The 22428-nt window shown below is 61.3% G+C and carries 20 protein-coding genes; 10 read left to right on the plus strand and 10 right to left on the minus strand.

The genetic code is table 11. From position 1 onward, the window contains the following. The first annotated feature begins 1 nt into the window (after position 1). The 6 genes from SULPSESMR1_RS05430 (at position 2) to cysE (ending at position 7103) form a co-directional block, all read left to right on the plus strand. Positions 2–634, plus strand: a complete 633-nt coding sequence (locus tag SULPSESMR1_RS05430) for a DUF2460 domain-containing protein (protein WP_089419897.1) — start codon at positions 2–4, stop codon at positions 632–634. Continuing rightward, positions 634–1521: a DUF2163 domain-containing protein gene (locus SULPSESMR1_RS05435; RefSeq protein ID WP_089419898.1), complete on the plus strand. Its 888-nt coding sequence runs from the start codon at positions 634–636 to the stop codon at positions 1519–1521. The genes SULPSESMR1_RS05430 and SULPSESMR1_RS05435 overlap by 1 nt, the downstream gene beginning before the upstream one ends. Then, the gene (locus SULPSESMR1_RS05440; protein WP_089419899.1) at positions 1518–1958 is read left to right on the plus strand and encodes an NlpC/P60 family protein; all 441 of its coding nucleotides are present in this window, start codon (positions 1518–1520) and stop codon (positions 1956–1958) included. Before SULPSESMR1_RS05435 ends, SULPSESMR1_RS05440 begins: the two co-directional genes overlap by 4 nt. Continuing rightward, the gene (locus SULPSESMR1_RS05445) at positions 1958–5881 is read left to right on the plus strand and encodes a baseplate multidomain protein megatron (protein ID WP_089419900.1); all 3924 of its coding nucleotides are present in this window, start codon (positions 1958–1960) and stop codon (positions 5879–5881) included. Before SULPSESMR1_RS05440 ends, SULPSESMR1_RS05445 begins: the two co-directional genes overlap by 1 nt. Next, positions 5881–6195, plus strand: coding sequence for a DUF7742 family protein (locus SULPSESMR1_RS05450; protein ID WP_089419901.1), 315 nt, complete (start codon positions 5881–5883; stop codon positions 6193–6195). Before SULPSESMR1_RS05445 ends, SULPSESMR1_RS05450 begins: the two co-directional genes overlap by 1 nt. Before the next feature lie 92 nt (positions 6196–6287). Beyond that, a complete protein-coding gene (gene cysE, locus SULPSESMR1_RS05455; RefSeq protein ID WP_089419902.1) occupies positions 6288–7103 on the plus strand; it encodes a serine O-acetyltransferase in 816 nt (271 codons plus the stop codon). A gap of 76 nt (positions 7104–7179) precedes the next feature. Here the strand turns inward: cysE and SULPSESMR1_RS05460 are convergent, their stop codons facing one another. The 6 genes from SULPSESMR1_RS05460 to SULPSESMR1_RS05480 all read right to left on the minus strand — a co-directional run bounded on the left by SULPSESMR1_RS05460 (position 7180) and on the right by SULPSESMR1_RS05480 (position 12951). Then, the gene (locus tag SULPSESMR1_RS05460; protein WP_089419903.1) at positions 7180–8499 is read right to left on the minus strand and encodes a pyruvate dehydrogenase complex dihydrolipoamide acetyltransferase; all 1320 of its coding nucleotides are present in this window, start codon (positions 8497–8499) and stop codon (positions 7180–7182) included. Between the two features lie 12 nt (positions 8500–8511). After that, on the minus strand, positions 8512–9897 hold the full coding sequence (locus SULPSESMR1_RS05465; protein ID WP_089419904.1) for a pyruvate dehydrogenase complex E1 component subunit beta: 1386 nt from the start codon (positions 9895–9897) through the stop codon (positions 8512–8514). A 3-nt stretch (positions 9898–9900) separates the two neighbouring features. Further along, complete coding sequence (pdhA, locus tag SULPSESMR1_RS05470) at positions 9901–10911, minus strand: pyruvate dehydrogenase (acetyl-transferring) E1 component subunit alpha (RefSeq protein WP_089419905.1); 1011 nt, start codon at positions 10909–10911, stop codon at positions 9901–9903. Between the two features lie 119 nt (positions 10912–11030). Beyond that, entirely contained in the window at positions 11031–11195 is a 165-nt protein-coding gene (locus tag SULPSESMR1_RS24915; RefSeq protein ID WP_157728967.1) for a hypothetical protein, read from the minus strand. Between the two features lie 97 nt (positions 11196–11292). Further along, positions 11293–11592, minus strand: coding sequence for an FtsB family cell division protein (locus SULPSESMR1_RS05475; protein ID WP_089419906.1), 300 nt, complete (start codon positions 11590–11592; stop codon positions 11293–11295). A gap of 168 nt (positions 11593–11760) precedes the next feature. Then, positions 11761–12951 (minus strand): phosphoglycerate kinase, encoded by a 1191-nt coding sequence (locus tag SULPSESMR1_RS05480; RefSeq protein WP_089422171.1) that lies wholly within the window; start codon positions 12949–12951, stop codon positions 11761–11763. 131 nt (positions 12952–13082) lie between these two features. Here SULPSESMR1_RS05480 and SULPSESMR1_RS05485 point away from each other — a divergent pair, with 131 nt between their 5' ends. The 3 genes from SULPSESMR1_RS05485 (at position 13083) to SULPSESMR1_RS05495 (ending at position 15481) form a co-directional block, all read left to right on the plus strand. Continuing rightward, entirely contained in the window at positions 13083–13592 is a 510-nt protein-coding gene (locus SULPSESMR1_RS05485) for a peptidylprolyl isomerase (protein WP_089419907.1), read from the plus strand. Continuing rightward, positions 13582–14133, plus strand: a complete 552-nt coding sequence (locus SULPSESMR1_RS05490) for a peptidylprolyl isomerase (protein ID WP_089419908.1) — start codon at positions 13582–13584, stop codon at positions 14131–14133. The genes SULPSESMR1_RS05485 and SULPSESMR1_RS05490 overlap by 11 nt, the downstream gene beginning before the upstream one ends. Positions 14134–14311: 178 nt before the next feature. Next, positions 14312–15481, plus strand: coding sequence for an HPP family protein (locus SULPSESMR1_RS05495; RefSeq protein WP_089419909.1), 1170 nt, complete (start codon positions 14312–14314; stop codon positions 15479–15481). Positions 15482–15559: 78 nt separating this feature from the next. On the opposite strand, the gene SULPSESMR1_RS05500 is transcribed toward SULPSESMR1_RS05495, so the two are convergent. From SULPSESMR1_RS05500 to SULPSESMR1_RS05515, 4 genes are all read right to left on the minus strand, one after another. Then, positions 15560–16090 carry a bactofilin family protein gene (locus SULPSESMR1_RS05500; protein WP_089419910.1) on the minus strand — a complete coding sequence of 177 codons (531 nt, stop codon included), beginning with the start codon at positions 16088–16090 and terminating at the stop codon, positions 15560–15562. Next, the gene (locus SULPSESMR1_RS05505; RefSeq protein WP_089422172.1) at positions 16080–17411 is read right to left on the minus strand and encodes a M23 family metallopeptidase; all 1332 of its coding nucleotides are present in this window, start codon (positions 17409–17411) and stop codon (positions 16080–16082) included. The genes SULPSESMR1_RS05500 and SULPSESMR1_RS05505 overlap by 11 nt, the downstream gene beginning before the upstream one ends. 198 nt (positions 17412–17609) lie before the next feature. Then, complete coding sequence (locus SULPSESMR1_RS05510) at positions 17610–18419, minus strand: ferritin-like domain-containing protein (RefSeq protein WP_089419911.1); 810 nt, start codon at positions 18417–18419, stop codon at positions 17610–17612. Between the two features lie 11 nt (positions 18420–18430). Next, positions 18431–18892, minus strand: a complete 462-nt coding sequence (locus SULPSESMR1_RS05515) for a peroxiredoxin (protein ID WP_089419912.1) — start codon at positions 18890–18892, stop codon at positions 18431–18433. Between the two features lie 81 nt (positions 18893–18973). Here SULPSESMR1_RS05515 and SULPSESMR1_RS05520 point away from each other — a divergent pair, with 81 nt between their 5' ends. Beyond that, a complete protein-coding gene (locus SULPSESMR1_RS05520; protein WP_089419913.1) occupies positions 18974–22426 on the plus strand; it encodes a YhdP family protein in 3453 nt (1150 codons plus the stop codon). Positions 22427–22428: the final 2 nt, after the last annotated feature.

Here is a 22428-nt window from a genome sequence, read left to right on the forward strand (position 1 = left end):
CATGAATTTTCACGAAATACGGTTTCCCGCATCGCTGAGCTTTGGATCGGTTGGCGGCCCCGAGCGGCGCACCGAGATTGTGACGCTGGCCAATGGCTTTGAGGAGCGCAACACGCCCTGGGCCCATTCGCGCAGGCGCTATGATGCGGGGCTGGGGATGCGGTCTCTGGACGACATCGAGGCGCTGATCGCGTTTTTCGAAACGCGGCGCGGGCAGATGTTCGGTTTTCGCTGGAAGGATTGGGCGGATTTCAAATCCTCCAAGGCCAGCGGGCAGATCGCTTTTGACGATCAGGTAATAGCAGTGGGAGACGGGGTGACGCGGTTCTTTCCTTTGATCAAGACATATCGATCGGGCACGCACAGCTATGACCGGCCAATTGCCAAGCCGGTGCAAGGCACGGTGCGGGTGGGGGTCGAGCAGGACGAGCTGCAAGAGGGTGTCGATTACGAGGTCGACGTGACCACCGGTATCCTCGCTTTTGCCCATGCGCCTGATCCGCAGATGCAGATCGTGGCGGGGTTTGAATTTGACGTGCCGGTGCGTTTTGCCACCGATCAGATTCAAACCAGCGTCGCCAGTTTTCAAGCGGGTCAGGTGCCTGATGTGCCGGTGATCGAGGTGCGGGTCTGATGGGGGGGCAAAGTGCGGCGTTTCTGGCGCATGTGGGCACGGGCACGACGACGTTGTGTCGTGCGTGGTCGATCATCCGTACTGACGGGGTTAGCTATGGGTTCACCGATCACGATGTGGCGCTGGGCTTTGATGGGCTGCAGTTCAAGGCGGATGCCGGTCTGAGTGCGGTGGCGCTGGTTCAGAGCACGGGGCTGTCTGTGGACAACACCGAGGCGTTGGGCGCGCTGACGGATGCGGCTGTGACCGAGGCGGACATAGAAGCGGGGCGTTTCGACGGGGCCGAGGTGCGGGCGTGGCTGGTGAACTGGCAGGACGTGGACCAGCGCTGGTTGCAGTTTCGCGGCACCATTGGCGAGTTGCGGCGTGCGGGTGGCGCGTTTCAGGCGGAACTGCGGGGGTTGACCGAGGCGTTGAACCGTCCGCTGGGCCGGACCTATCAAAAGCCGTGTACGGCGGTTTTGGGTAACGGTCAGTGCCAGTTCAATACTGCAACGCCGGGGTATTTTGCCGATGTCACGCTGGAGTCCGGCAGTGACGGTTTGCATTTTGTCTGGGAAGACCCGGGTGCGTTTGAACCCGAATGGTTCCGGCGCGGACGGCTGGATGTGCTTTCCGGTGCTGCGGCAGGTCTTTGGGGCGCTATCAAACATGACACGTTGGAGACAGGCGCACGACGGATCGAGCTGTGGCAAAAGCTGCGGGTGCCGTTGCTGGCGGGGGACCGTGTGCGCGTGGTGGCTGGCTGTGACAAGCGCACAGAGACCTGTCGTTTGAAGTTTAACAACCTGCTGAACTTTCAAGGTTTCCCGGATACTCCGGGCGAAGATTGGGTAATGGCGGTGCCACGTGCAGACGGCGCCAATACCGGTGGGAGTTTGCGATGAACCGGGCGCGGGCTGTACAGGCTGCGCGGCGCTGGATTGGTACGCCTTACGTACATCAGGCGTCGTGTCGCGGGGCGGGGGCAGATTGTCTGGGGCTGGTGCGCGGCATCTGGCGCGAGGTGGTGGGAGCGGAACCAGAAGTGCCGCTCGCCTATTCGATGGACTGGGCCGAGCCGCAGCGCGACGAGCGTCTTTGGACAGCGGCCTTGCGCCATTTGCAGCCCAAGGCATTAGAGGATGCCGCAGCGGGCGACATTTTGCTGTTCCGGATGCGTGACGGGGCGGTGGCCAAACATTTGGGGTTGGCGGCGGGCATCGACGCGCGACCCAGTTTTATCCATGCCTATTCGGGTCACGGTGTGGTCGAAAGTCCGCTCAGCGCACCTTGGCGGCGACGTTTGGTTGCGCGGTTTCAATTTCCCGAGGAGGATTCCTGATGGCGACGATAGTTCTTTCGGCGGTGGGTGCGGCAGTTGGCGGCTCGATCGGGGGTACGTTGGCAGGGTTGTCTTCTGTGGCCATCGGGCGCGCGGTGGGGGCGACGCTGGGCAAGGTGATCGACCAGCAGCTGATGGGCCAAGGCTCGGACGTGGTCGAGACGGGGCGGGTGGATCGCTTTCGTTTGACCAGTGCGAGCGAAGGTGACCCCGTGGCGCAGATCTACGGGCGGATGCGGGTTGGCGGTCAGGTGATTTGGGCGTCGGCCTTTCGCGAGGTGGTGGCGCAGTCGGGCGGGGGCAAGGGGGCGCCCAGCCGCCCTGCAACGCGCGATTACAGCTATTCGGTGTCGCTGGCGATCGCGCTGTGCGCCGGGCAGATTTTGCGGGTGGGCCGCGTCTGGGCAGATGGAGAGGAACTGGCGGCAGATGATCTGAATATGCGCGTCTACACCGGCACGCCTGATCAACTGCCTGATCCGACCATAGAGGCGGTCGAGGGGGCGGGGATGGTGCCGGCCTATCGAGGGACGGCCTATGTGGTGATGGACGATCTGGCGTTGCAGCGCTTTGGCAATCGGGTGCCGCAGTTTTCCTTTGAGGTGGTCCGTGCGGAACAACCCGACGAGGACGGCTATGACGACGAGATGGCGCAAGCGGTGCAGGGTGTGGCGCTGATCCCAGGAACGGGGGAATATGCGCTGGCGACAACGCCGGTTTATTATGCCGATGGCAAGGGCGGGCGCTGGAGCGCCAATGTAAACACGCCTGCGGGCAAGCCGGATTTTGTCCAGTCGCTGGAAGTGCTGGACGGCGAATTGCACAATTGCGGGGCGGTATCAGTGGTGGTGTCGTGGTTCGGTGATGATCTGCGCTGTGACCGGTGTACGATCCGGCCCAAGGTGGAACGCAAGAATGCCGAGGGCGAGAACATGCCCTGGGCGGTTTCGGGTTTGACGCGCGCTTTGGCGTTGGAGATTGCCGAGTTCAATGGCCGTCCGGTCTATGGGGGCACTACGGCGGATGCGGCAGTGGTTGAAGCGATCCGTGCGCTGAATGACGCGGGTAAGGCAGTGATGTTCTATCCCTTTGTTCTGATGGACCAACTGAGGGGGAACACGTTGACTGATCCCTATTCTGACGCACAGACACAGCCCGCGCTGCCGTGGAGGGGGCGAATTACCACGTCAAAGGCGGTGGGGCAGGCTGGGTCGCCTGACGGGAGTGCTGCTGCGGCGGCAGAGGTTGCAGCGTTTGTGGGAACTGTCACGGCGGCTGATTTCACATTGGGGGATGGCACGGTCACCTACACCGGCCCCGAGGAGTGGAGCCTGTCGCGGTTTATCCTGCATTATGCTGCGCTGTGTGCCGCAGCAGGGGGCGTTGACGCATTTTGCATCGGGTCGGAACTGCGCGGGCTCAGTCAGGTGCGGGGGGCGGGCAACAGCTTTCCTTTTGTGCAGGCCTTGCGCGCGTTGACTGCCGAAGTGCGCAATCTGGTGGGGGCCGAGACCAAGATTGGCTATGCGGCCGATTGGTCGGAATACTTTGGCTATCAGCCTCGGGACGGGTCGGGGGATGTGTTCTTTCATCTTGATCCGTTGTGGGCGGATGACCAGATCGACTTTATCGGTATCGACAACTACATGCCCATGTCGGATTGGCGCGAAGGTGCCGCCCATCTGGATGCAGACTGGGGGGAGATTTATAACCTCGACTATCTGCGGTCCAACATCGAGGGCGGTGAAGGGTACGCGTGGTATTACCACTCGGGCGATGCGCGCAATGCGCAGATCCGCACGCCGATCACCGACGGGGCTTATGACGAGCCTTGGGTGTACCGATACAAGGACATGCGCAACTGGTGGCAGAACACGCACCACGAACGGGTGGGTGGCGCCCGAAGTGAGTTGTCCACCGCTTGGGAGCCGCAGTCAAAGCCATTCTGGTTTACCGAGATGGGCTGTGCGGCGGTGGACAAGGGCACCAACCAGCCGAACAAGTTTCTGGATGCGAAATCCTCGGAAAGTGATGTGCCGTATTATTCGGACGGCACGCGTGATGATCTGATCCAGAAGCGGTATCTGCGTGCGATGTACTCTTATTGGAGTGATGAGAGCCACAATCCGACATCGGCTGAATATGGCGCGCCGATGCTGGATTTGTCGCACAGCTTTGTGTGGGCATGGGACACGCGGCCCTATCCGTTCTTTCCCAACAACACGACACAGTGGAGCGACGGCGAAAACTATACCCGTGGTCATTGGATCAACGGACGCACCGGCGCGCGGACGCTGGCGTCGGTGGTGGGCGAGATCTGCGAGAATGCGGGATTGTCGGCCTATGACACCTCGGCGCTGCACGGCTATGTGCGCGGCTATGTGGTGGGCGAGGTTGGCGATGCGCGGGCGTCTTTACAGCCGCTGATGTTGCGGTATGGCTTTGATGCGATCGAGCGGGACGGGGTGTTGTCATTCCGGCAGCGCGGCGGGCAGGTGCCGTTGGACGTACCCGCGTCAGATTTCGCTCTGAGCGACGAGATGGAAGGCACGCTGGATCACATCCGCGAGGCCGAGGCGGAAATGGCGGGGCGGGTGCGGCTGCGATTTGTGCAGGCCGATGGCAATTTCGAGACCATTGCGGAAGAGGCGGTGTTGCCTGACCAGGCGACCCATGCGGTGGCCACCTCTGAAGTGGCGCTGGCCATGACGCGCGCCGAAGGGCGGCAGGTGGCCGAGCGCTGGTTGATCGAGGCGCGGGTGGCGCGTGATGCGGTGCGCGTGGCGCTGCCGCCGTCGCGAATGGCAATTGGGGCGGGGGATGTCATCGCCTTGGCAGGCGAGGGGACAGACACGGCGACGTACCGTGTGGACCGCGCCGAACAGGGTACACTTCAGATGCTTGAGGCGGTGCGGATCGAGCCGGGGATTTACCTGCCTTCAAACCTTGATGATGCGCTGGCCAAGGTGCGGAATTTTGTGCAGCCGGTGCCGGTGTCACCGTTGTTTCTGGATCTGCCGTTGATGACCGGCGACGAGGTGCCACATGCGCCACATCTGGCGGTAACGGCCAATCCGTGGCCGGGCACCGTGGCGGTCTATAGCGCGCCCACGGATGAGGATTATTCGCTGAACACCATCATCGCGCAGGAGGCGGTGATCGGGTTGACGCAATCGCCGCTGGTGCGACATGCACCAGCGATTTGGGACGACGGGGATGCGCTGGAGGTGCGGCTGTTGCACGGGACGCTATCGGCGGCGTCAGAAGCCGCGGTGCTGAACGGGCGCAACCTGTGTGCGATTGGTGATGGCAGCAGTGACAATTGGGAACTGTTCCAGTTTCAGGACGCCGAGTTGATCGGGCCGGACAGCTATCTGCTGCGACGCCGGTTACGCGGGCAGTTGGGCACGGATGCGCTGATGCCGGACGCTTGGCCTGCGGGGTCTTGGGTGGTGCTGTTGAACGGTACGCCCGGTCAGATCGAGATGGCCACGCACTTGCGGCGGGTGGCACAACATTACCGGATCGGCCCCGCACAGCGTGGTCTGGATGATCCAAGCTTTGTCGCGCGGGTGCAGGCCTTTGACGGGAACGGGCTGCGGCCCTATGCGCCGGTGCATCTGCGGGTGAATCTGCTGGGGCCCGGGGATGTTCAGGTGACATGGATCAGGCGGACGCGCATTGACGGAGATGGTTGGGACACACCTGAGGTGCCGCTGGGCGAGGATGTCGAAAGCTACCGTGTCCGTGTGCTGAGGGACGGAGCGGTGCTGCGCGAGGAGACGGTGGGGGCAACGCATTGGATCTATGGTGCCGCAGAGCAGGCCGCTGATGCGGCGCTGGGCGGGGTCGACGTAGAGGTGGCGCAACTGTCGACGCGGTATGGGGCAGGGCTGGCGGGGCGGATCACGGTGGCGCTGTAATGCGACCGGTGCTGCATACCGATTTGCGCGATGCGGCGCGCGCGCTGCTTGCGCGGCCTGCACAGGACCGGTTGTACCTGTGCAGGCGGATGCTGAAAGAGGCCACATGGGCCGAGCATCATGTGCGCCGGACGGGGCGTCCGCACCCGCTTTGGGGCAATGGCACTTTGTCCGATGCGGCCAGAAAACGGGTTCTGGCAGACGAGCCGATGCTGGATGATGCGCACTATTGCGAGTGTATGGTCCTTGTTTTACTGGGACTTAGGGATAGTTCTGCGCGGACTTCAGGCCTGTTGCAACACCGCAAAGGTTGACTCATCTGAATTGAGAATGTGTACCTTCACAGGTTTGCGTTTGGTCATTTTACCTCTATTGCGCTATCAAGAAGCGCGAAAGGACAGGTGTCATGGCTGAATTGCGAACGAACGTCTCTGCGATGGATCCGGTGTGGGACCAGATCACCGACGAAGCCCGCTTGGCGGTGCAAGACGAACCTTTGGTGGGCGGATTTGTCCATGCGTGTATTCTGCACCACAAATCCATCGACAAGGCGCTGAGCTATCGGATCGCGGCTAAACTGGCGTCGAACGAGATGTCGATGGTCGTCGTGCGCGAGATTGTGGACGAAGCCTATGCCGCGTCACCCGACCTGATCGACGCCGCACGCGCCGATCTGGTTGCGGTCTTTGAACGTGATCCGGCCTGCCACCGTCTGTTGCAGCCGATTCTGTATTTCAAAGGCTATCAGGCTGTTCAAGCCTATCGCGTCGGGCATTTTCTGTGGGAACAGGGGCACCGCGATCTGGCCTATTTCTTCCAGATGCGGGTAAGCGAGATTTTTGGCGTGGACATCCACCCCGCCGCGCGCATTGGCAAAGGCATCATGATCGACCACGCCCATTCGGTTGTGATCGGCGAAACGGCAGTGGTGGGTGACAACGTGTCGATGCTGCATTCGGTGACGCTGGGCGGAACTGGCAAGGAAGAACAGGACCGTCACCCCAAGATCGGAGACGGCGTGCTGATCGGGGCGGGGGCCAAGGTTTTGGGCAATATCACCATCGGACATTGCAGCCGTATTGCAGCGGGCTCTGTGGTGCTGGAGGCTGTGCCACCCTGCAAGACCGTTGCAGGAATTCCCGCACGGATCGTCGGAGAGGCGGGATGCGACCAGCCGGCGATTTCGATGAACCACATGCTGGGTAAGAACGAAGAGTTGTAGACGCCCTGCGCAGCTTGAAACATAAAAAGCCGGAGCATCTGCTCCGGCTTTTTGTATTTGGGACGCAGCCGTGCCGTTAGGCCAGCATCGACATCGGGTTTTCAAGGTTGTCCTTGATCGCGTTCAGCAGTTCCGCCCCCAGCGCGCCGTCGATGACGCGGTGGTCGACCGACAGGGTCACCGACATCACGGTTGCCACTGCCAGCTCGCCATCCTTGCCAACAACGGGTTTCTTGACACCGGCACCCACAGCAAGGATCGCACCGTGTGGCGGGTTGATTACTGCGTCGAAGTTGTCGATGCCGAACATACCCAAGTTCGAGATTGCAAAGCTGCCGCCCTGATATTCGTGGGGGGCAAGTTTGCGGTCACGGGCACGGGCGGCCAGATCCTTCATTTCCGCCGACAGGGCCGACAGCGACTTGTGGTGCGCGTCCTGCAAGACGGGCGTGAACAGCCCGCCTTCGATGGCGACGGCCACAGCCACGTCTGACGGGGTCAGCTTCAGGATGCGGTCACCGGCCCAGACAGCATTGGCATCGGGCACCTGTTGCAGCGCGATGGCGCAGGCCTTGATGATGAAGTCGTTGACCGACAGCTTGATGCCGCGGGCTTCAAGCTGCTTGTTCAGCGTTCCGCGGAAGGACAGCAATTCGTCAAGCTGGATGTCGCGGCGCAGATAGAAGTGCGGCACGGTCTGTTTGGCCTCGGTCAGGCGAGCGGCGATGGTTTTGCGCATACCGTCGAGTTTGACTTCTTCGTAATCGCGCCCTTCGTACATCTTGGCGACAGCACTGGCCGAGAGACCCGAGGCCATTGCAGCTTTGGGGGCTTCGGCGGTGGATTTGGATGCTTCGGCCTTGGGGCTGTCAGATGCAGCGAGACCTTCGACATCGGCCTTGACGATGCGCCCGTGCGGGCCAGAGCCGAAAACACCGGCCAAATCCACGCCTTTGTCTGCCGCGATGCGACGGGCAAGAGGCGATGCGAAGATGCGTTTGCCATCACCGTCTTTCGGGGCTGGTGGTGCTGCTGCAGCTTCGGTTTTGTCAGACGCGGGGCTTTGGGCGTCGGATGTGTCCGCCGAAGCCGTTTCTTTCGGCGCGGCGTCCTTGGGAGCGGCCTTGGCAGACCCTATGTCGTCGGCACTTTCGCCTTCTTCCAGCAACACGGCGATCACGGTGTTCACCTTGACCCCTTCGCTGCCTTCCTCGACCATGATCTTGCCGATCACACCTTCGTCCACGGCTTCGAATTCCATCGTTGCCTTGTCGGTTTCGATTTCGGCCAGCAGGTCACCCGAACTGACGGTGTCGCCTTCTTTCACCAGCCATTTGGCCAATGTGCCCTCTTCCATCGTGGGCGAAAGCGCGGGCATGAGAATTTCAATGGGCATATCGCGCGCTCCTTATTTGTATGTCACGGTTTTGACCGCTTCGATAACATCGGCGGTGGTGACCAAGGCGTGTTTTTCCAGATTGGCAGCATAGGGCATCGGCACATCCTTGCCCGTACAGTTGATCACCGGCGCATCGAGGTAATCGAACGCCTCCTGCATCAGAACCGCGCTGATGTAGCCGCCGACCGACCCTTGGGGCCAGCCTTCTTCGACGGTCACGCAGCGGTTGGTTTTCTGCACCGATTTGATGATGCTGGCGGTGTCCATCGGGCGCAGCGTGCGCAGGTCGATCACCTCGGCTTCGATGCCCTCTTCGGCCAGTTTTCCGGCTGCTTCCAGGGCATAGGTCATGCCGATGCCAAAGCTGACGATGGTCACGTCGCTGCCTTCCCGCCAGATGCGGGCCTTGCCGAAGGGCACGGTGTAGTCATCATCCTCGGGCACATCAAAGCTGCGGCCATAGAGGATTTCGTTTTCCAGAAAGATCACCGGGTTCGGATCGCGGATCGCGGATTTCATCAACCCTTTGTAGTCCGATGCCGAATAGGGCATCGCCACTTTCAGGCCGGGGATCTGCATGTACCACGCGGCATAATCCTGACTGTGCTGTGCACCGACGCGGGCGGCGGCACCGTTGGGGCCACGGAACACCATAGGCGCGCCCATCTGGCCGCCGGACATATACAACGTCTTGGCCGCCGAGTTGATGATCTGGTCGATGGCCTGCATGCCGAAGTTCCACGTCATGAACTCGACAATCGGGCGCAGACCGCCAAAGGCCGCACCGACGCCGATACCGGCAAAGCCGTGTTCCGTGATCGGCGTGTCGATGACCCGCTTGGCGCCGAATTCATCCAGCAACCCTTGGGAAATCTTGTAGGCGCCTTGGTATTCGGCCACCTCTTCGCCCATGAGGAACACGTTTTCGTCGCGGCGCATCTCTTCGGCCATGGCGTCGCGCAGGGCCTCGCGCACCGTCTGCTGTTTCAGTTTGGTGCCCTCGGGCCAGTCCGGGGTGGTATCGGCTTCGGGCGCTGCGGGGGCAGGGTGGTCCATGCCAGCGGGGGCGTTGTCGCCGCTTTTTTCGGCGGCGGGGGCCTCTGCCTTGGCGGGCTCTGAGGGTTTCGAGACCTCGATGTCTCCGACCTCTTCGCCTTCTTCGACCAGGATCGCGATGGTGGTGTTTACTTTCACACCCTCGGTGCCTTCTTCGATCAGGATCTTTCCGATCACACCTTCGTCGACGGCTTCGAACTCCATCGTCGCCTTGTCGGTTTCGATCTCGGCCATAATGTCACCGGATTTGACGGTGTCACCTTCCTTGACCAGCCATTTGGCCAGCGTGCCTTCTTCCATGGTGGGGCTCAGGGCGGGCATCAGAATTTCGGTTGCCATGGATCAAGCCTCCTGCGGAATTTCGGTTGCGTAAATGTCGGTCCACAGCTCGTCGAGCGCGGGTTCGGGGCTGTTCTTGGCGAATTCGGCGCTGTCGTTCACGATGTCCTTGATCTTCTTGTCGATGGCTTTCAGATCCTCTTCGGTCGCATGCTCGCCTTGCAGCAGCAGTGTGCGCACGGCCTCGATCGGGTCACGCTCGTCGCGCATTTTCTGCACTTCCTCGCGGGTCCGGTATTTTGCCGGGTCCGACATCGAATGGCCGCGGTAGCGGTAGGTCTTGATTTCCAGAATATACGGGCCCTTGCCCGAACGGCAGTGGGCCACGGCGGTCTCGCCTGCGGCTTTCACCGCCAGCACGTCCATGCCATCCACAGCCTCGCCGGGAATGCCGAACGCCTTGCCGCGCTCCCAGATTTCGGCGCTGGAGGTCGAGCGTTGCTGCGATGTGCCCATGGCGTACTGGTTGTTTTCAATAATGAAAATGCAGGGCAACTGCCAAAGTGCGGCCATGTTGAAGGTCTCGTAAACCTGACCCTGATTGGCCGCGCCATCGCCGAAATAGGTGAAGGTGACGGCGTCGTTGCCCTTGTATTTGTCGGCAAAGGCCAGCCCCGCGCCCAGCGGCACGTTGGCACCGACGATGCCGTGACCGCCGTAAAAGCGCTTGTCCTTCGAGAACATGTGCATCGAGCCGCCCTTGCCCTTGGAATAGCCATCCTCGCGGCCGGTCAGCTCGGCCATGACGCCGTTGGGGTCCATGCCGCAGGCCAGCATGTGGCCGTGGTCGCGGTAGGTGGTGATGCGGCTGTCGCCTTCCTTTGCAGTGGCTTCCAGACCGACAACAACGGCCTCCTGACCGATGTAGAGGTGGCAGAAACCGCCGATCAGCCCCATGCCGTAAAGCTGTCCTGCCTTTTCCTCGAAACGCCGGATCAGCAGCATGTCGTGGTAATAGGCCTTAAGCTCCTCTGCCGAAACATTCGGCTTCTTGGTGGTCTTTCTGGCGGCCATGCGCGACCCTCCCTGACGTTAATAGTTTAGCGTTAAACTATCTTTTATCGGATTCGGTGCTGTCATGCGAGAGGTTATATGAGCAAAAGACAATCCGCGCCCGTATGTTGGTGCAATGCCTAGTTTTCATGCGGATTGAACCAGCGGACTGGGGTAAAACGCCAGTGCTCCCGCAGGGTGCTTGTGGTGCCGATGCGCCTGTTGGTGCCGCTCGGGATCAGCGTGCCGCTGTCAAACGTAGCGTTGTCGTTCTTGGTAAACAGGGCAGGCAGCGAAACGGACAACGGGGATTCCACATGAGATCGCACTTTTTGAACAAAAGTTAACTTCGCATAAAACTGTAGGGTGGGCGTTGGAAGCTTTTAGACGAACGCTCTGAAATTAACGAATGACGATCTCGTCAGCCCTTACCATTCCAAGGATACTGCGTGCCTGCTCGTCCAGAAGATCAAGGTCCAGATAATCGTCGGACAACCTGTGGGTAAGGTTTTCCATTCTGGACACATCGGCACTAACATCTTTAAGTTGAACAGTTAACGCGCGCGCCTCGGCATCAATCTGCGCCCGTTGGAACAATCCGAAATCCCCCTGCACGGCGGCAAAGGTAAAATAGACGCACAGGGCAAAAGCCACAGCGAAAAAAATGAATCTACCAAATGCAGGGCGCGCGATGCGGGTCATGAGTGCTGCCTTCAATGCCGCCTCTTGGGTGGGCGATGGTCCAGTTATGCCACGTTTGATTCGCAAAGGGAATCCCCCGATTCGCCGCTTTCGAAGACAATCGGAGCGGGTGAACCGTTCGCGCAACACTTGGGCTCTTTGTGCCGCAGCACTCGGGCGTGCGAGGGATCAGGACAGCGCGGCCACGCCTGGCAATTCCTTACCTTCCATCCATTCCAGAAACGCGCCGCCCGCAGTGGAGATATAGGTAAAATCGTCCGCAGCTCCGGCCTGATTGAGGGCGGCAACCGTGTCACCGCCACCTGCAACGGTCACCAGCGCGCCGTCGCGGGTCAGCTTGGCGGCGGCCAGCGCTGCGGCCACGGTGGCGGTGTCGAAGGGCGCGATTTCAAATGCACCCAGCGGGCCGTTCCAGATCAGCGTTTTCAAGCTTTCAAAGGCGGCGACGATCTCGACCACGGCGGCGTCGCCCGCGTCCAGTACCATCTGGTCGGCGGCCAGCGCGGTGCTAGCGTTCAGCGTTACCACCTCATAGGCGGCACCAGCGGCAAATTCGCGCGCCACGCGGCCATCGACGGGCAGGATCACGCGGCAGCCGCGTGTTTTCGCCTCGTCCAGAATGGCGCGGGCGGTGTCCAGCAGATCATCCTCGCGCAGCGATGCGCCCATGTCTGCGCCCATCGCGGCCAGAAATGTGTTGGCCATACCGCCGCCGATCACCAGAATATCCAGCTTTTGTACGAGGTTTTGCAGCAGGTCGATCTTGGTCGACACCTTGGCCCCGCCGACGACTGCGCCAACCGGACGCTCGGGCGCGCTCAACGCGCCTTCCAGCGCTTGCAGCTCGGCCTGCATCAAACGGCCCGCACAGGCGGGCAGCAACCGCGCCAGTGCTTCGGTGCTGGCATGCGCACGGTGCGCTGCGGAGAACGCATCGTTGCAATAGATGTTACCCAGACCTGCAAGGCGCGCGGCAAAATCGGGATCGTTCTTTTCTTCACCGGGATTGAAGCGGATGTTTTCCAGCAGCAGCACTTCGGCGCCTAAGATCTCGTCGGTGCCAGCCTCTGCGGCGTCCAGCGTTTCGATCAGACGTACTTTGCGCCCCAACGCCTTGGACAGGGCAGGGACAACAACCCGCAGGCTCAGATCCAGCACTACTTTGCCCTTGGGACGCCCAAAGTGGGCGATAAGAACGGGCGTGCCGCCTTGGTCAAGAATATACTGCACTGTCGGCACGATCCGCTCGATGCGGGTGGCGTCGGTCACTTGGCCGTTTTCCACCGGCACATTGATGTCCACGCGGCACAACACGCGTTTGCCGTTCAGGTCCATGTCGTCCAGTGTCTTCCAAGCCATCGTTTCGTTCCCTTGATCCAATCCCTTGCGCGGTGTTTCGCGGCATTTGGCGCTCAGGTCAATGCAGCGGCTTGGCAAAAGCGGGTGCGCAGCTTAGGTATCCAAGCAATACCAAGACAGAGGAGCCGAAAATGGCCGAGATCAAAGACCCGGAAAACACCATCCTTATGGAACTGAAGGGTGGCACCGTCACCATCCAGCTGCTGCCCGACCTTGCCCCAAAACATGTCGAGCGCATGAAGGAGCTGGCCCGCGCCGGTGAATATGACAACGTCGCGTTCCACCGCGTCATCGACGGCTTTATGGCCCAGACCGGTGATGTGCAGAATGGCGATATGGAAGACGGCTTTAACATCCGCGCTGCTGGCACCGGTGGGTCGGACAAGCCCGACCTGCCTGCCGAATTCTCCAAGGTGCCGCACGCGCGTGGCACCATCGGTGCGGCCCGTTCGGCCAACCCCAACAGCGCCAACAGCCAGTTCTTTATCAACTTCAAAGACAATGATTTCCTGAACGGCCAATACACCGTTTACGGTCAGGTCATTTCCGGCATGGAGCATGTCGACGCGTTGACCCGTGGCGAGCCGCCCGCGCAGCCCGACCGCATGATCAGCGTCAAGGTTGCCGCAGATGTTGCGTAACCTTCTGATCCCTCTTGCTTTTGTGGCCAGCCCTGCGCTGGCCACCGGTCTTGCGATTGAGGTGGAAGGCGAGTCTGCCAGTGGCACGATCCAGATCGACCTGCTGGACGATGTGGCGCCCGGACATGTGGCGCGTATCGCCGAACTGGCAAAGTCGGGCGCTTATGACGGCGTGGTGTTCCATCGCGTCATCGACGGCTTTATGGCCCAGACCGGCGATGTGGAATTCGGCAAATCTGGCGGAGACACGTCCCGCGCAGGCATGGGCGGATCGGATCAGCCCGACCTCGTGCAAGAATTCTCGGACATCCCGTTCGAGCGTGGCGTGGTGGGCATGGCGCGTTCGCAAAGCGTGGACAGCGCCAACAGCCAGTTTTTCATCATGTTTACCGAATATCCCTCGTTGAATGGCCAATACACTGTGGTGGGCCGTGTGACCGAAGGACTGGACGTACTCGACAGTTTGAAACTGGGCGACCCGCGGTCCGGTGCCATCGACGGGCAGCATGACGTGATGAAATCGGTGACTGTCACCGAGTGATCGGGGCTTAACCGCTCTGTTCCCCGACCCATTCGGCAGGCCTTCGCAGTGATCTGCGGGGGCCTGTTGCTTATGTGGACCTGACATGCGCTTCCGTATGGCTTTATCTTTTGTGCATCCTTTGTCACACGGGTGCCAACCTGACTGCACGCCACAGGGCCAAGGAGCATTCGACACCATGCAGATTGTTGCGCGACTTATGCGGGCCTTGGGTCCGGCCTTGCCCGCTGTCCATCCCGTCGAGGCGCTGCGTGCTGGTGTCGGGGCCTTTATCGGGCTGGCCGTGGTAGGGATGCTCGTCTTGTCACCGGTGGTCGATCTGCAAACGGGTCTCTACCTGATTGCCCCGTTCGGAGCCAGCGCGGTGCTGTTGTTTGCCGTGCCCAACGCGCCACTGGCGCAGCCGTGGTCTGCGGTGGTGGGCAACACGCTGGCGGCGTTGATTGGCGTGGCCGTTTGCATGACGGTTCCCGAGCCGGCAATGCGAATCGCGCTGGCGGTGGGGCTGTCGATTGCGGTGATGATCCTGTGCCGCGCAGTACACCCACCCGCAGGGGCCGTGGCGATGACCGCCGCAATGAACCCTGAAGCAGTGGACAGGCTTGGGTTCTGGTTTGCGCTGGCACCTGTGGCCTTGGGCACCGTTGCGCTGGTGGTGCTGGCGATGATCTATGCGCGCCTGACCGGTCGCCGCTATCCGTTCCGGCATTTCGAAGACCGCAACGCCCAAGGCACGACAGACCCTGCGTCGATCCAACGTCTGGGGCTGAGCGAGGCCGAGTTGACCGACCTGCTTGAGCGCTATCGCCAGTCGTTCAACATGGGCGTCGAGGATCTGGCCCGACTGATCGGGGCCGCTGAATTGCAGGCGGCAGGACATCGCACCAGTCCAATGATAGCTGCCGACGTCATGTCGCGTGATCTGGTCACAGTGGCGGCTGATACGCCTGTGTCAGAGGTGGCCGACCTGTTCCGGCGGCACAAATGCACCTCTCTGCCTGTGGTTGGTCCCGAGGACAGGTTTCTGGGTGTGATCTTTCAAATGCACCTGATCGACCGCGCCCGTGACGACGCACTGCGCTTGAACCGTGGTTTTGGCGCGGCGATGGCGCGGATGCTGGACCGCAGCCGTGATCGTCCGGCGCAGGCGCATGAGATCATGGGCGTGGCCGGTCCACGCGCCACGCCAGAGACGCCGATTGCGGCACTGTTGCCGCTGATGGCCGAAGGGGCCGTGGACGCAGTGCCCGTGTTGCAGCGGGGGCGTCTGCGGGGGATCGTCACCCGCACCGATCTGATTGCGGCCTTGGCCAAGCTCAGCCTGCATCAGCCCGATCAGCACAGCTGACAGGGCAAGCCGCGCAAACGAAAACGGGCGTCGCGGCAATGCCGGACACCCGTTTCCTATTCAATTGTACGGCAGGCCTCAGCTTTGCGGCTGGCCTTGCGGTTTGGCGGGGGCAGGCGCCGCGGCGGCAGGTGCGGATTTGGCACCACCGGGGTTCAGCGGATCGTCCTGACGCTGAACCGACCCTTCGAAGTGCGCACCGCTTTCGATTGCGATAGTCTTGTGGATGATGTCGCCTTCGACCCGTGCGGTCGATGTCAGGCGAACCTTCAGGCCACGCACACGGCCAACGATGCGGCCGTTGATCACCACGTCATCGGCGGTTACTTCGCCTTTGATGGTTGCGGTTTCGCCGATGGTCAGCAGGTGGGCGCGAATGTCGCCTTCCACCGTTCCCTCGACCTGAATGTCACCGGTTGTCTTGAGGTTGCCGGTGATGTGCAGATCCGAGGACAGGACCGAGGCAGGTGGCTTTGCCTTGGGCGCGCTGGCCTTGAATTCATTGGACTTCGGCGTAGCCGACGCAGTTTGTGCCGCAGCAGCAGGTGCGTTGGTCTTGGTTGCGTCGTCTTTGGGTCCGGGATCGTTGATTTTGCTCTTAGAAAACATCGTTTGCAGCCTTGATATAGATCATGGGGTTTACAGCTTTGCCGCCAACGCGGACTTCGTAGTGCAGGTGCACGCCGGTCACCCGTCCAGACGCTCCCATATCACCGATACGATCCCCGCGCGAGACCCTTTGGCCAACTTTCACGCGAAGCTTCGACATATGGGCGTAACGGGTCTCGATTCCGAACTCGTGCTGGATCTTGACCAAGCGGCCGTAACCGCTGGACCAGCCTGCGTGAACCACCACACCATCGGCGGTGGCATAAAGCGGTGTGCCGTTCGGCGCGGCGAAATCAACACCTTTGTGCATCCGTCGACCGCCGGTTTTGGGGTCGCGGCGAAAGCCAAAGCTGGAGGTGAAGCGGAAGGAGTTTTTCACCGGAACGGCAAAGGGTGCCTTTTGCGCCGCTATACGGTACAGATTTAACTGGTCCATCTGGCCCAATAAACGGTTGGCCCGCAGCGCATCGGCGTTGGGTTCTTCACCGCGTGTCGAGAAAGACAGCGGCGTCAACGGGCCACCCTGACCGGAATAGCCGCGGCGCACCTGTTCGATAATCTGTTTGGTGGGCATCCCTGCATCGCGGAACATCTTGTCCAGCGGCGCAACCGAGATGGTCATCGCGTCTTCCAACTGGCGGAAAATCGCGTCGTTCTGGTCTTGCATCATGGCGATCTGTTCAGACAGTTCGTCGGCGGCCAGTAGGGCATCTTGCGCATCGCGGGCGATCTGGTCACGCTCGGCTGCGGTTTCGGCAAGAGCGGTGGCGACAAAATCCATCGGCGCGCCTGCACCGGAATTGTCCATCGCCATACTGGCGTCGCCATTGTCCATACGCTCTCTAAGGGCGACAATCTGCTCGCGGGCGGTTTCACGGTCTTTCATGGTGCCGCGCAGGGTCGACTGGATCACTTCAATCCCGGTCTCCAGTTCGCGGCGGCGTGTTTCGCTTTCCAGCAGTTCGGATTGCATCACGGAAATCTGGGTAAGGGCGGCGTTAAAGCGTTCTTGGGCCGCATGTGCTTCGGCAGCCCGCGAGTCGCGCTGCCCAGCCAGATCGTTCAATCGCGCCTGATAGGTGCGCTGGTCGCGTTTGGCCTGTTCGCGAAAGTTGCCCGACCCGATGCTGTCCATCAAGATCACCGCAGTTGCGACAATTGCCCAAGCAACCAGCAGGGATGATCCCGCAAAGGCCACCAACTGAGTGCCCGGATGCAAGCGTATGAAACGCGTGTCGGTGTCTGACTTCAGGAAGACCCTGCGTTCCGGAAACCACCGATCAAGAACGGTGTCGATTTTTATTGCGAGACGTGTGCGCAAAATGCCCGTCCTTTTTCCCATCCCATACGGGCGGTACGTTCCCCAACGCAGTCGCCTCGGACTGTTGCATAAAGACCCCGGTTCAATCGGGCAACCGCTTTGGACCTTGTTAGGGGGTTTCGTGCAGATTCGCGGGCAAATGGGCAGAAAACCGCTTAATCAAATCAGCTTAGCGGGCGATCTTTAAGTCGGCCTACCTCAGGTAGAAACTGCTAGGGGCCAGTAAAAGTCGGGCGGAATGCCAGCCTCGGCGCGTTTTTCCTCGTTAAAGGGGGGCTTGAGCGCGCCGTGGAAGTACTTTTGCACCAGCGTGTGAAAGACCTCTTTGGGGTCGGTATTCTCGCGTCCGCACAAAAAATGGAACCACTTCGAGCCATAGGCCACATGCGCCACTTCCTCGGCATAGATCGTTTCAAGTGCGGCGACAGCGCTGGCGGCCTTGGCCTGTTTGAAAATGCGGATCATGTTCGGCGTCACGTCCAGCCCCCGTGCCTCCAGAACCATCGGCACCACGGCCAGCCGGCCCATAAGATCCTCTGCCGTATCTTCGGCGGCGCGCCACATCCCTGCGTGCGCGGGCAGGGCACCATATTGGCTGCCCGCCTCTTCCAGACAATCGGCCATCAGGTTGAAATGTTTGGATTCTTCATCAGCAGCTTTGACCCAGTCGTCAAAGAATCCCATCGGCATCGGCACGTGGGAAAACCGTGCGATGATGTCCCAGTGCAGGTCAACCGCGTTCAGTTCTATATGCGCCACCGCGTGCAGCAGCGCGATGCGTCCCTCGGGGCTGCCGGGCTTGCGGTGGGGCACATCGCGCGGCGCCAGCAGTTCGGGCCGTGCGGGGCGTGCTGGCTGCAGTGGCGGGCTGGCTGTGCCCACGTCCGGCGTCTCTCCGGCGGCGCGGGCAGCTTGCCACTGCGCGGCCAGCTTGCGCGACAGCGCGGTTTTGGCCCGCGCATCGCCACAGCGCAGTACGGTGTCGGCCATCTGGGCCAGGGGCAGCATATCCGCGTTTCTCACAGCGCCTTCACCGCCTCCAGCACCTCTTCGGCGTGGCCCGGCACTTTGACCTTGGGCCAGATCCGCGCGATGGTGCCATCGGCGGCGATCAGGACCGTGGTCCGTTCGATCCCCAGAAACGTCTTGCCATACATCTGTTTTTCTTTCCACACGCCGTAGTCGTCGCAAACCGTGCCGTTTTCGTCGGACAATAGCGGCACCGTCAGGTCGTGTTTTGCGGTAAAATTTGCGTGTTTCTTCAAACTGTCCTTGGAAATGCCATAGACCTGCGCACCCGCATCGGCAAAGGCTTGCAAGTGGTCGGAAAAGGCAATGGATTCCTTGGTGCAGCCCGGCGTATTATCCTTGGGATAAAAGAACAGAACTACAGGGGTGCCACGCAACGCAGACAGCGTGACATCCGGCCCTTCGGTTTGCGGCAAGGTGAAATCGGGTGCAGGGGAAGCTACTTCTATCATGACGGTCCTTGTCATACTGGCCCATCTGGGCATGCGCGAAACTGACTGTCATAGTAGCTTTGGAGCAGCAAGAATAAAGACATGACCGACACCAAGTCGCCAAAACCCTCTGTGGCCGACCTGCCAAAGGTCAAGGCCACGGGCCGCAAGCGCCGCATTGCCAAGCATGTGGGGCTGGGTACGCTTGTGCTGATTGCGCTGTTGGGGGTTGCAGCAGTGGTGTTGATCACCGTGCTGGTGGGCAAGCCGATTGCCGCCCCCGAATGGCTGGAACAGCGGATCGAAACGCGGGTGAATGGCCTGATGCAGGGCACGCAACTGACCTTTGACGAGGCCGAGATTGTCGTGAACAAAGGTTGGCGACCCCGCGCGCGCATCCGCAACGTGACCCTGCGCACCAACGAAGGTGCCGAAATTGTCAGCTTTTCCGAACTGGAAACCAGCCTTGCGATGCGGCCGCTGCTGTCCGGTCAGGTGGTGCCAAAAACCATCGAACTGACCGGCGTTTTTGTGACCCTGCGCCGCGACGTCGAAGGTGTGGTGACGCTGTACGGCGGTCAGGGGCTTCTGGGTGAGAATACCCGCGCCACATCCGTGCCGGGTCTGATCGCATCACTGGACGCAGCTTTGATGCAGCCCCAGTTGCAAGCGCTGAGCGCCGCCGACATCTACGGCGTAACCCTGCGCTATGAGGATGCGCGCGCCGATCGTGCGTGGACAGCAGACGGGGGCCGTTTGCGGATGACACGCGCGGGCGATGAGTTGGCGGTTTCTGCCGATCTGGCGCTGTTGTCTGGCGGCACGGGTGTTGCCACGCTCGAAGCGAACTATGCCAGCCGCATCGGATCACCCGTAGCTGATTTTGGCGTGACGCTGGCGGATGTGGCGGCCGCCGATATTGCCGCGCAAGGGCCTGCGTTTGCGTGGCTGGATGCGCTGCGTGCGCCGATTTCGGGGGCGCTGCGCTCGGGTGTGCTGGCCGATGGTGCGCTGGCCCCGATCAGTGCGACCTTGCGGATCGGGCAGGGTGTGGTGCAGCCCAACAACGAAACCCGTCCGATCCCGTTCCAATCCGCACGCACCTATTTCAGCTACAATCCCGCCTCGCGCGTGCTGCGCTTTGACGAATTGAGCGTTATAAGCAAATGGGTCACGGGCCGCGCCGAAGGTCAGGCGATTGTTGGCGGAATCGGCAGCGAAGGCGGGCAGGTTGACACACTGATCGGCCAATTTTCGGTCTCGGACCTCAAGTTCAATCCGCGCGATCTGTTTCCACAGCCGGTGGTACTGGATGGGGCCGAACTGGATTTCCGGCTGGACCTGAACCCGTTCCGCGTCACGTTGGGGCAAATGCTGGTGTCGGATCAAGGACAGTGGCTGCGCGCCAGCGGCAGCTTTATCGCCGAGCGCGAAGGCTGGCGGTTTTCGCTGGATGCAAAACTGGACGAGATGGCCCCCGAACGGCTGCTGGCGCTGTGGCCCGAAAAGCTGGTCACCCGTACCCGTGACTGGGTTGCCGACAACCTGTTGGCCGGGCAACTGCGCGAGGTGGATCTGGCCCTGCGCGGTGCGCCAGACAGGCCGGTGGAAAGCTATCTGAGTTTTGACTTTGCCGATGCCGAGGTGAAATTCATGAAAACGATGCCACCGATCCAACAGGGTTCGGGTCATGCCAGCCTGCTGCGCAACCGCTTTGTTGCCTCGATTGATGCTGGCTTCGTCACAGCCCCCGAAGGCGGGCGCGTGGGCATGGCAGGATCGTCCTTCATCATTCCCGACGTCACGGTCAAGGGCGGCGCCCCCGCGATTGCCCGCCTTGAAACCACCAGCACCGTGACTGCTGCCCTGTCATTGCTGGATCAGGAACCGCTGAACGTTATGAACAAATCGGGCCTGCCCGTGGGGCTGGCAGACGGACGGGTGGCGCTGGACGGCACCATTGCGCTGCCACTGATCAAGGGGCTGAAGCCGGGGGATGTCACATATCAGGTCACTGGTAGGATTGAAGACGTGCGCACCGATGGTCTGGTCCCCAACGAAACGCTGGCGGCCAGCGCGCTTGACCTAAGTGCAACGAACGAAGGTGTGCGGGTGTCGGGGCAGGGGCGTCTGGGCAATGTGCCCTTTGACGTGGCGTGGGACCAGCCATTGGGCGTCGAGGCCGCAGGGGGCAGTCAGGTGCGCGGCACGGTCGAGATTTCGCAGACCACGCTGGACGAATTCAACATCGCCCTGCCGCCGGGGTCCATTCGGGGCAAAGGCGTGGGCCAGATCGTGGTGGACTTGCCCAAGGGCGGCGGTGCGCCGCGCATGGTGCTGACTTCGAACTTGCGGGGGCTTAGCATGCGGCTGGCCCCGCTGGGCTGGTCCAAGGCGGCGGCGACCGCAGGGTCATTGCGCATCGAAGCGACCTTGGGCACCCGTCCTGAAATCACCGCCATCAGCCTGAACGCCGCCGGATTATCTGCCGCGGGCACGGTAAAGCTCGACGCCTCTGGCGCGCTGCAGCTGGCCCGTTTTTCGCAAGTCAAAGTGGGCGGTTGGCTGAACGCACCGGTCGACATCGTGGGACGTGGCCGCAATGCCGCCCCCGAAATCCGCGTGCGGGGTGGCACCATCGACCTGCGCACCGCCAACTTCGGGTCGGACAGTGCGGGAGGCAGCGGCCAGTCTGCTGGCCCGCTGATCCTGTCGCTTGACCAGTTGCGGATCACCGACACAATCTCGCTGACCGGAATGCAGGGCACATTCCGAACCGCGAACGGGTTGGACGGCAAGTTTACCGGCAGGATCAATGGCGGTGCGGCGGTCGCGGGCCAAGTGGTGCCGCAAAACGGGCGCAGTGCGGTGCGGGTCACCTCACAGGATGCGGGCGGGGTCGTGGCATCTGCGGGCATCATCCAGAACGCGCGCGGCGGAGATCTGAACCTGACGCTGTTGCCCGTGGGCCAGAACGGTGCCTTTGACGGCGAACTGACCATTCGCAATACCCGCGTCAAAGATGCGCCCGCCATTGCCGATCTGTTGGCCGCCATCTCGATTGTCGGTCTGGTGGAACAGCTTAGCGGTGATGGCATCGTCTTTTCCGACGTCGAAGGGTCGTTCCGTCTGACGCCCGACCGCATGACCCTGACCAAAGCCAGCGCCACCGGCCCGTCTTTGGGCCTGTCGATGGATGGCATTTATAATCTGAATGACTCCACCCTCGACATGCAGGGCGTGATTTCGCCAGTTTATCTGCTGAACGGAATCGGCGCGATCTTTACCCGCAAGGGCGAGGGGCTGATCGGGTTCAACTACCGGCTGACCGGCGCCGCCGCAAAGCCCAGGGTCAGTGTGAACCCGCTGTCGGCACTGACGCCGGGCCTGTTTCGTGAAATTTTCCGCCGTCCACCGCCGGAACTGCCCGATCTGGAAGGCCCGCAAGGCCAGACCGGCATCGACGTGCCCGAAGCCTTTGTCCCGACCGAGAGGCCGGTCTCGCCTGCGACCACCCAACAACAGCGCCTTGATAGCCCGAATTATGGGCGTTAAGG

It is taken from the genome of Pseudosulfitobacter pseudonitzschiae, from assembly GCF_002222635.1.
Taxonomy (GTDB): domain Bacteria; phylum Pseudomonadota; class Alphaproteobacteria; order Rhodobacterales; family Rhodobacteraceae; genus Pseudosulfitobacter; species Pseudosulfitobacter pseudonitzschiae_A.

Coding starts and splice junctions, on each gene's coding strand:
- SULPSESMR1_RS05430 (WP_089419897.1), top strand. CDS start 2: ATGAATTTTCACGAAATACGGTTTCCCGCATCGCTGAGCTTTGGATCG.
- SULPSESMR1_RS05435 (WP_089419898.1), top strand. CDS start 634: ATGGGGGGGCAAAGTGCGGCGTTTCTGGCGCATGTGGGCACGGGCACG.
- SULPSESMR1_RS05440 (WP_089419899.1), top strand. CDS start 1,518: ATGAACCGGGCGCGGGCTGTACAGGCTGCGCGGCGCTGGATTGGTACG.
- SULPSESMR1_RS05445 (WP_089419900.1), top strand. CDS start 1,958: ATGGCGACGATAGTTCTTTCGGCGGTGGGTGCGGCAGTTGGCGGCTCG.
- SULPSESMR1_RS05450 (WP_089419901.1), top strand. CDS start 5,881: ATGCGACCGGTGCTGCATACCGATTTGCGCGATGCGGCGCGCGCGCTG.
- cysE (WP_089419902.1), top strand. CDS start 6,288: ATGGCTGAATTGCGAACGAACGTCTCTGCGATGGATCCGGTGTGGGAC.
- SULPSESMR1_RS05460 (WP_089419903.1), bottom strand. CDS start 8,499: ATGCCCATTGAAATTCTCATGCCCGCGCTTTCGCCCACGATGGAAGAG.
- SULPSESMR1_RS05465 (WP_089419904.1), bottom strand. CDS start 9,897: ATGGCAACCGAAATTCTGATGCCCGCCCTGAGCCCCACCATGGAAGAA.
- pdhA (WP_089419905.1), bottom strand. CDS start 10,911: ATGGCCGCCAGAAAGACCACCAAGAAGCCGAATGTTTCGGCAGAGGAG.
- SULPSESMR1_RS05475 (WP_089419906.1), bottom strand. CDS start 11,592: ATGACCCGCATCGCGCGCCCTGCATTTGGTAGATTCATTTTTTTCGCT.
- SULPSESMR1_RS05480 (WP_089422171.1), bottom strand. CDS start 12,951: ATGGCTTGGAAGACACTGGACGACATGGACCTGAACGGCAAACGCGTG.
- SULPSESMR1_RS05485 (WP_089419907.1), top strand. CDS start 13,083: ATGGCCGAGATCAAAGACCCGGAAAACACCATCCTTATGGAACTGAAG.
- SULPSESMR1_RS05490 (WP_089419908.1), top strand. CDS start 13,582: ATGTTGCGTAACCTTCTGATCCCTCTTGCTTTTGTGGCCAGCCCTGCG.
- SULPSESMR1_RS05495 (WP_089419909.1), top strand. CDS start 14,312: ATGCAGATTGTTGCGCGACTTATGCGGGCCTTGGGTCCGGCCTTGCCC.
- SULPSESMR1_RS05500 (WP_089419910.1), bottom strand. CDS start 16,090: ATGTTTTCTAAGAGCAAAATCAACGATCCCGGACCCAAAGACGACGCA.
- SULPSESMR1_RS05510 (WP_089419911.1), bottom strand. CDS start 18,419: ATGCTGCCCCTGGCCCAGATGGCCGACACCGTACTGCGCTGTGGCGAT.
- SULPSESMR1_RS05515 (WP_089419912.1), bottom strand. CDS start 18,892: ATGATAGAAGTAGCTTCCCCTGCACCCGATTTCACCTTGCCGCAAACC.
- SULPSESMR1_RS05520 (WP_089419913.1), top strand. CDS start 18,974: ATGACCGACACCAAGTCGCCAAAACCCTCTGTGGCCGACCTGCCAAAG.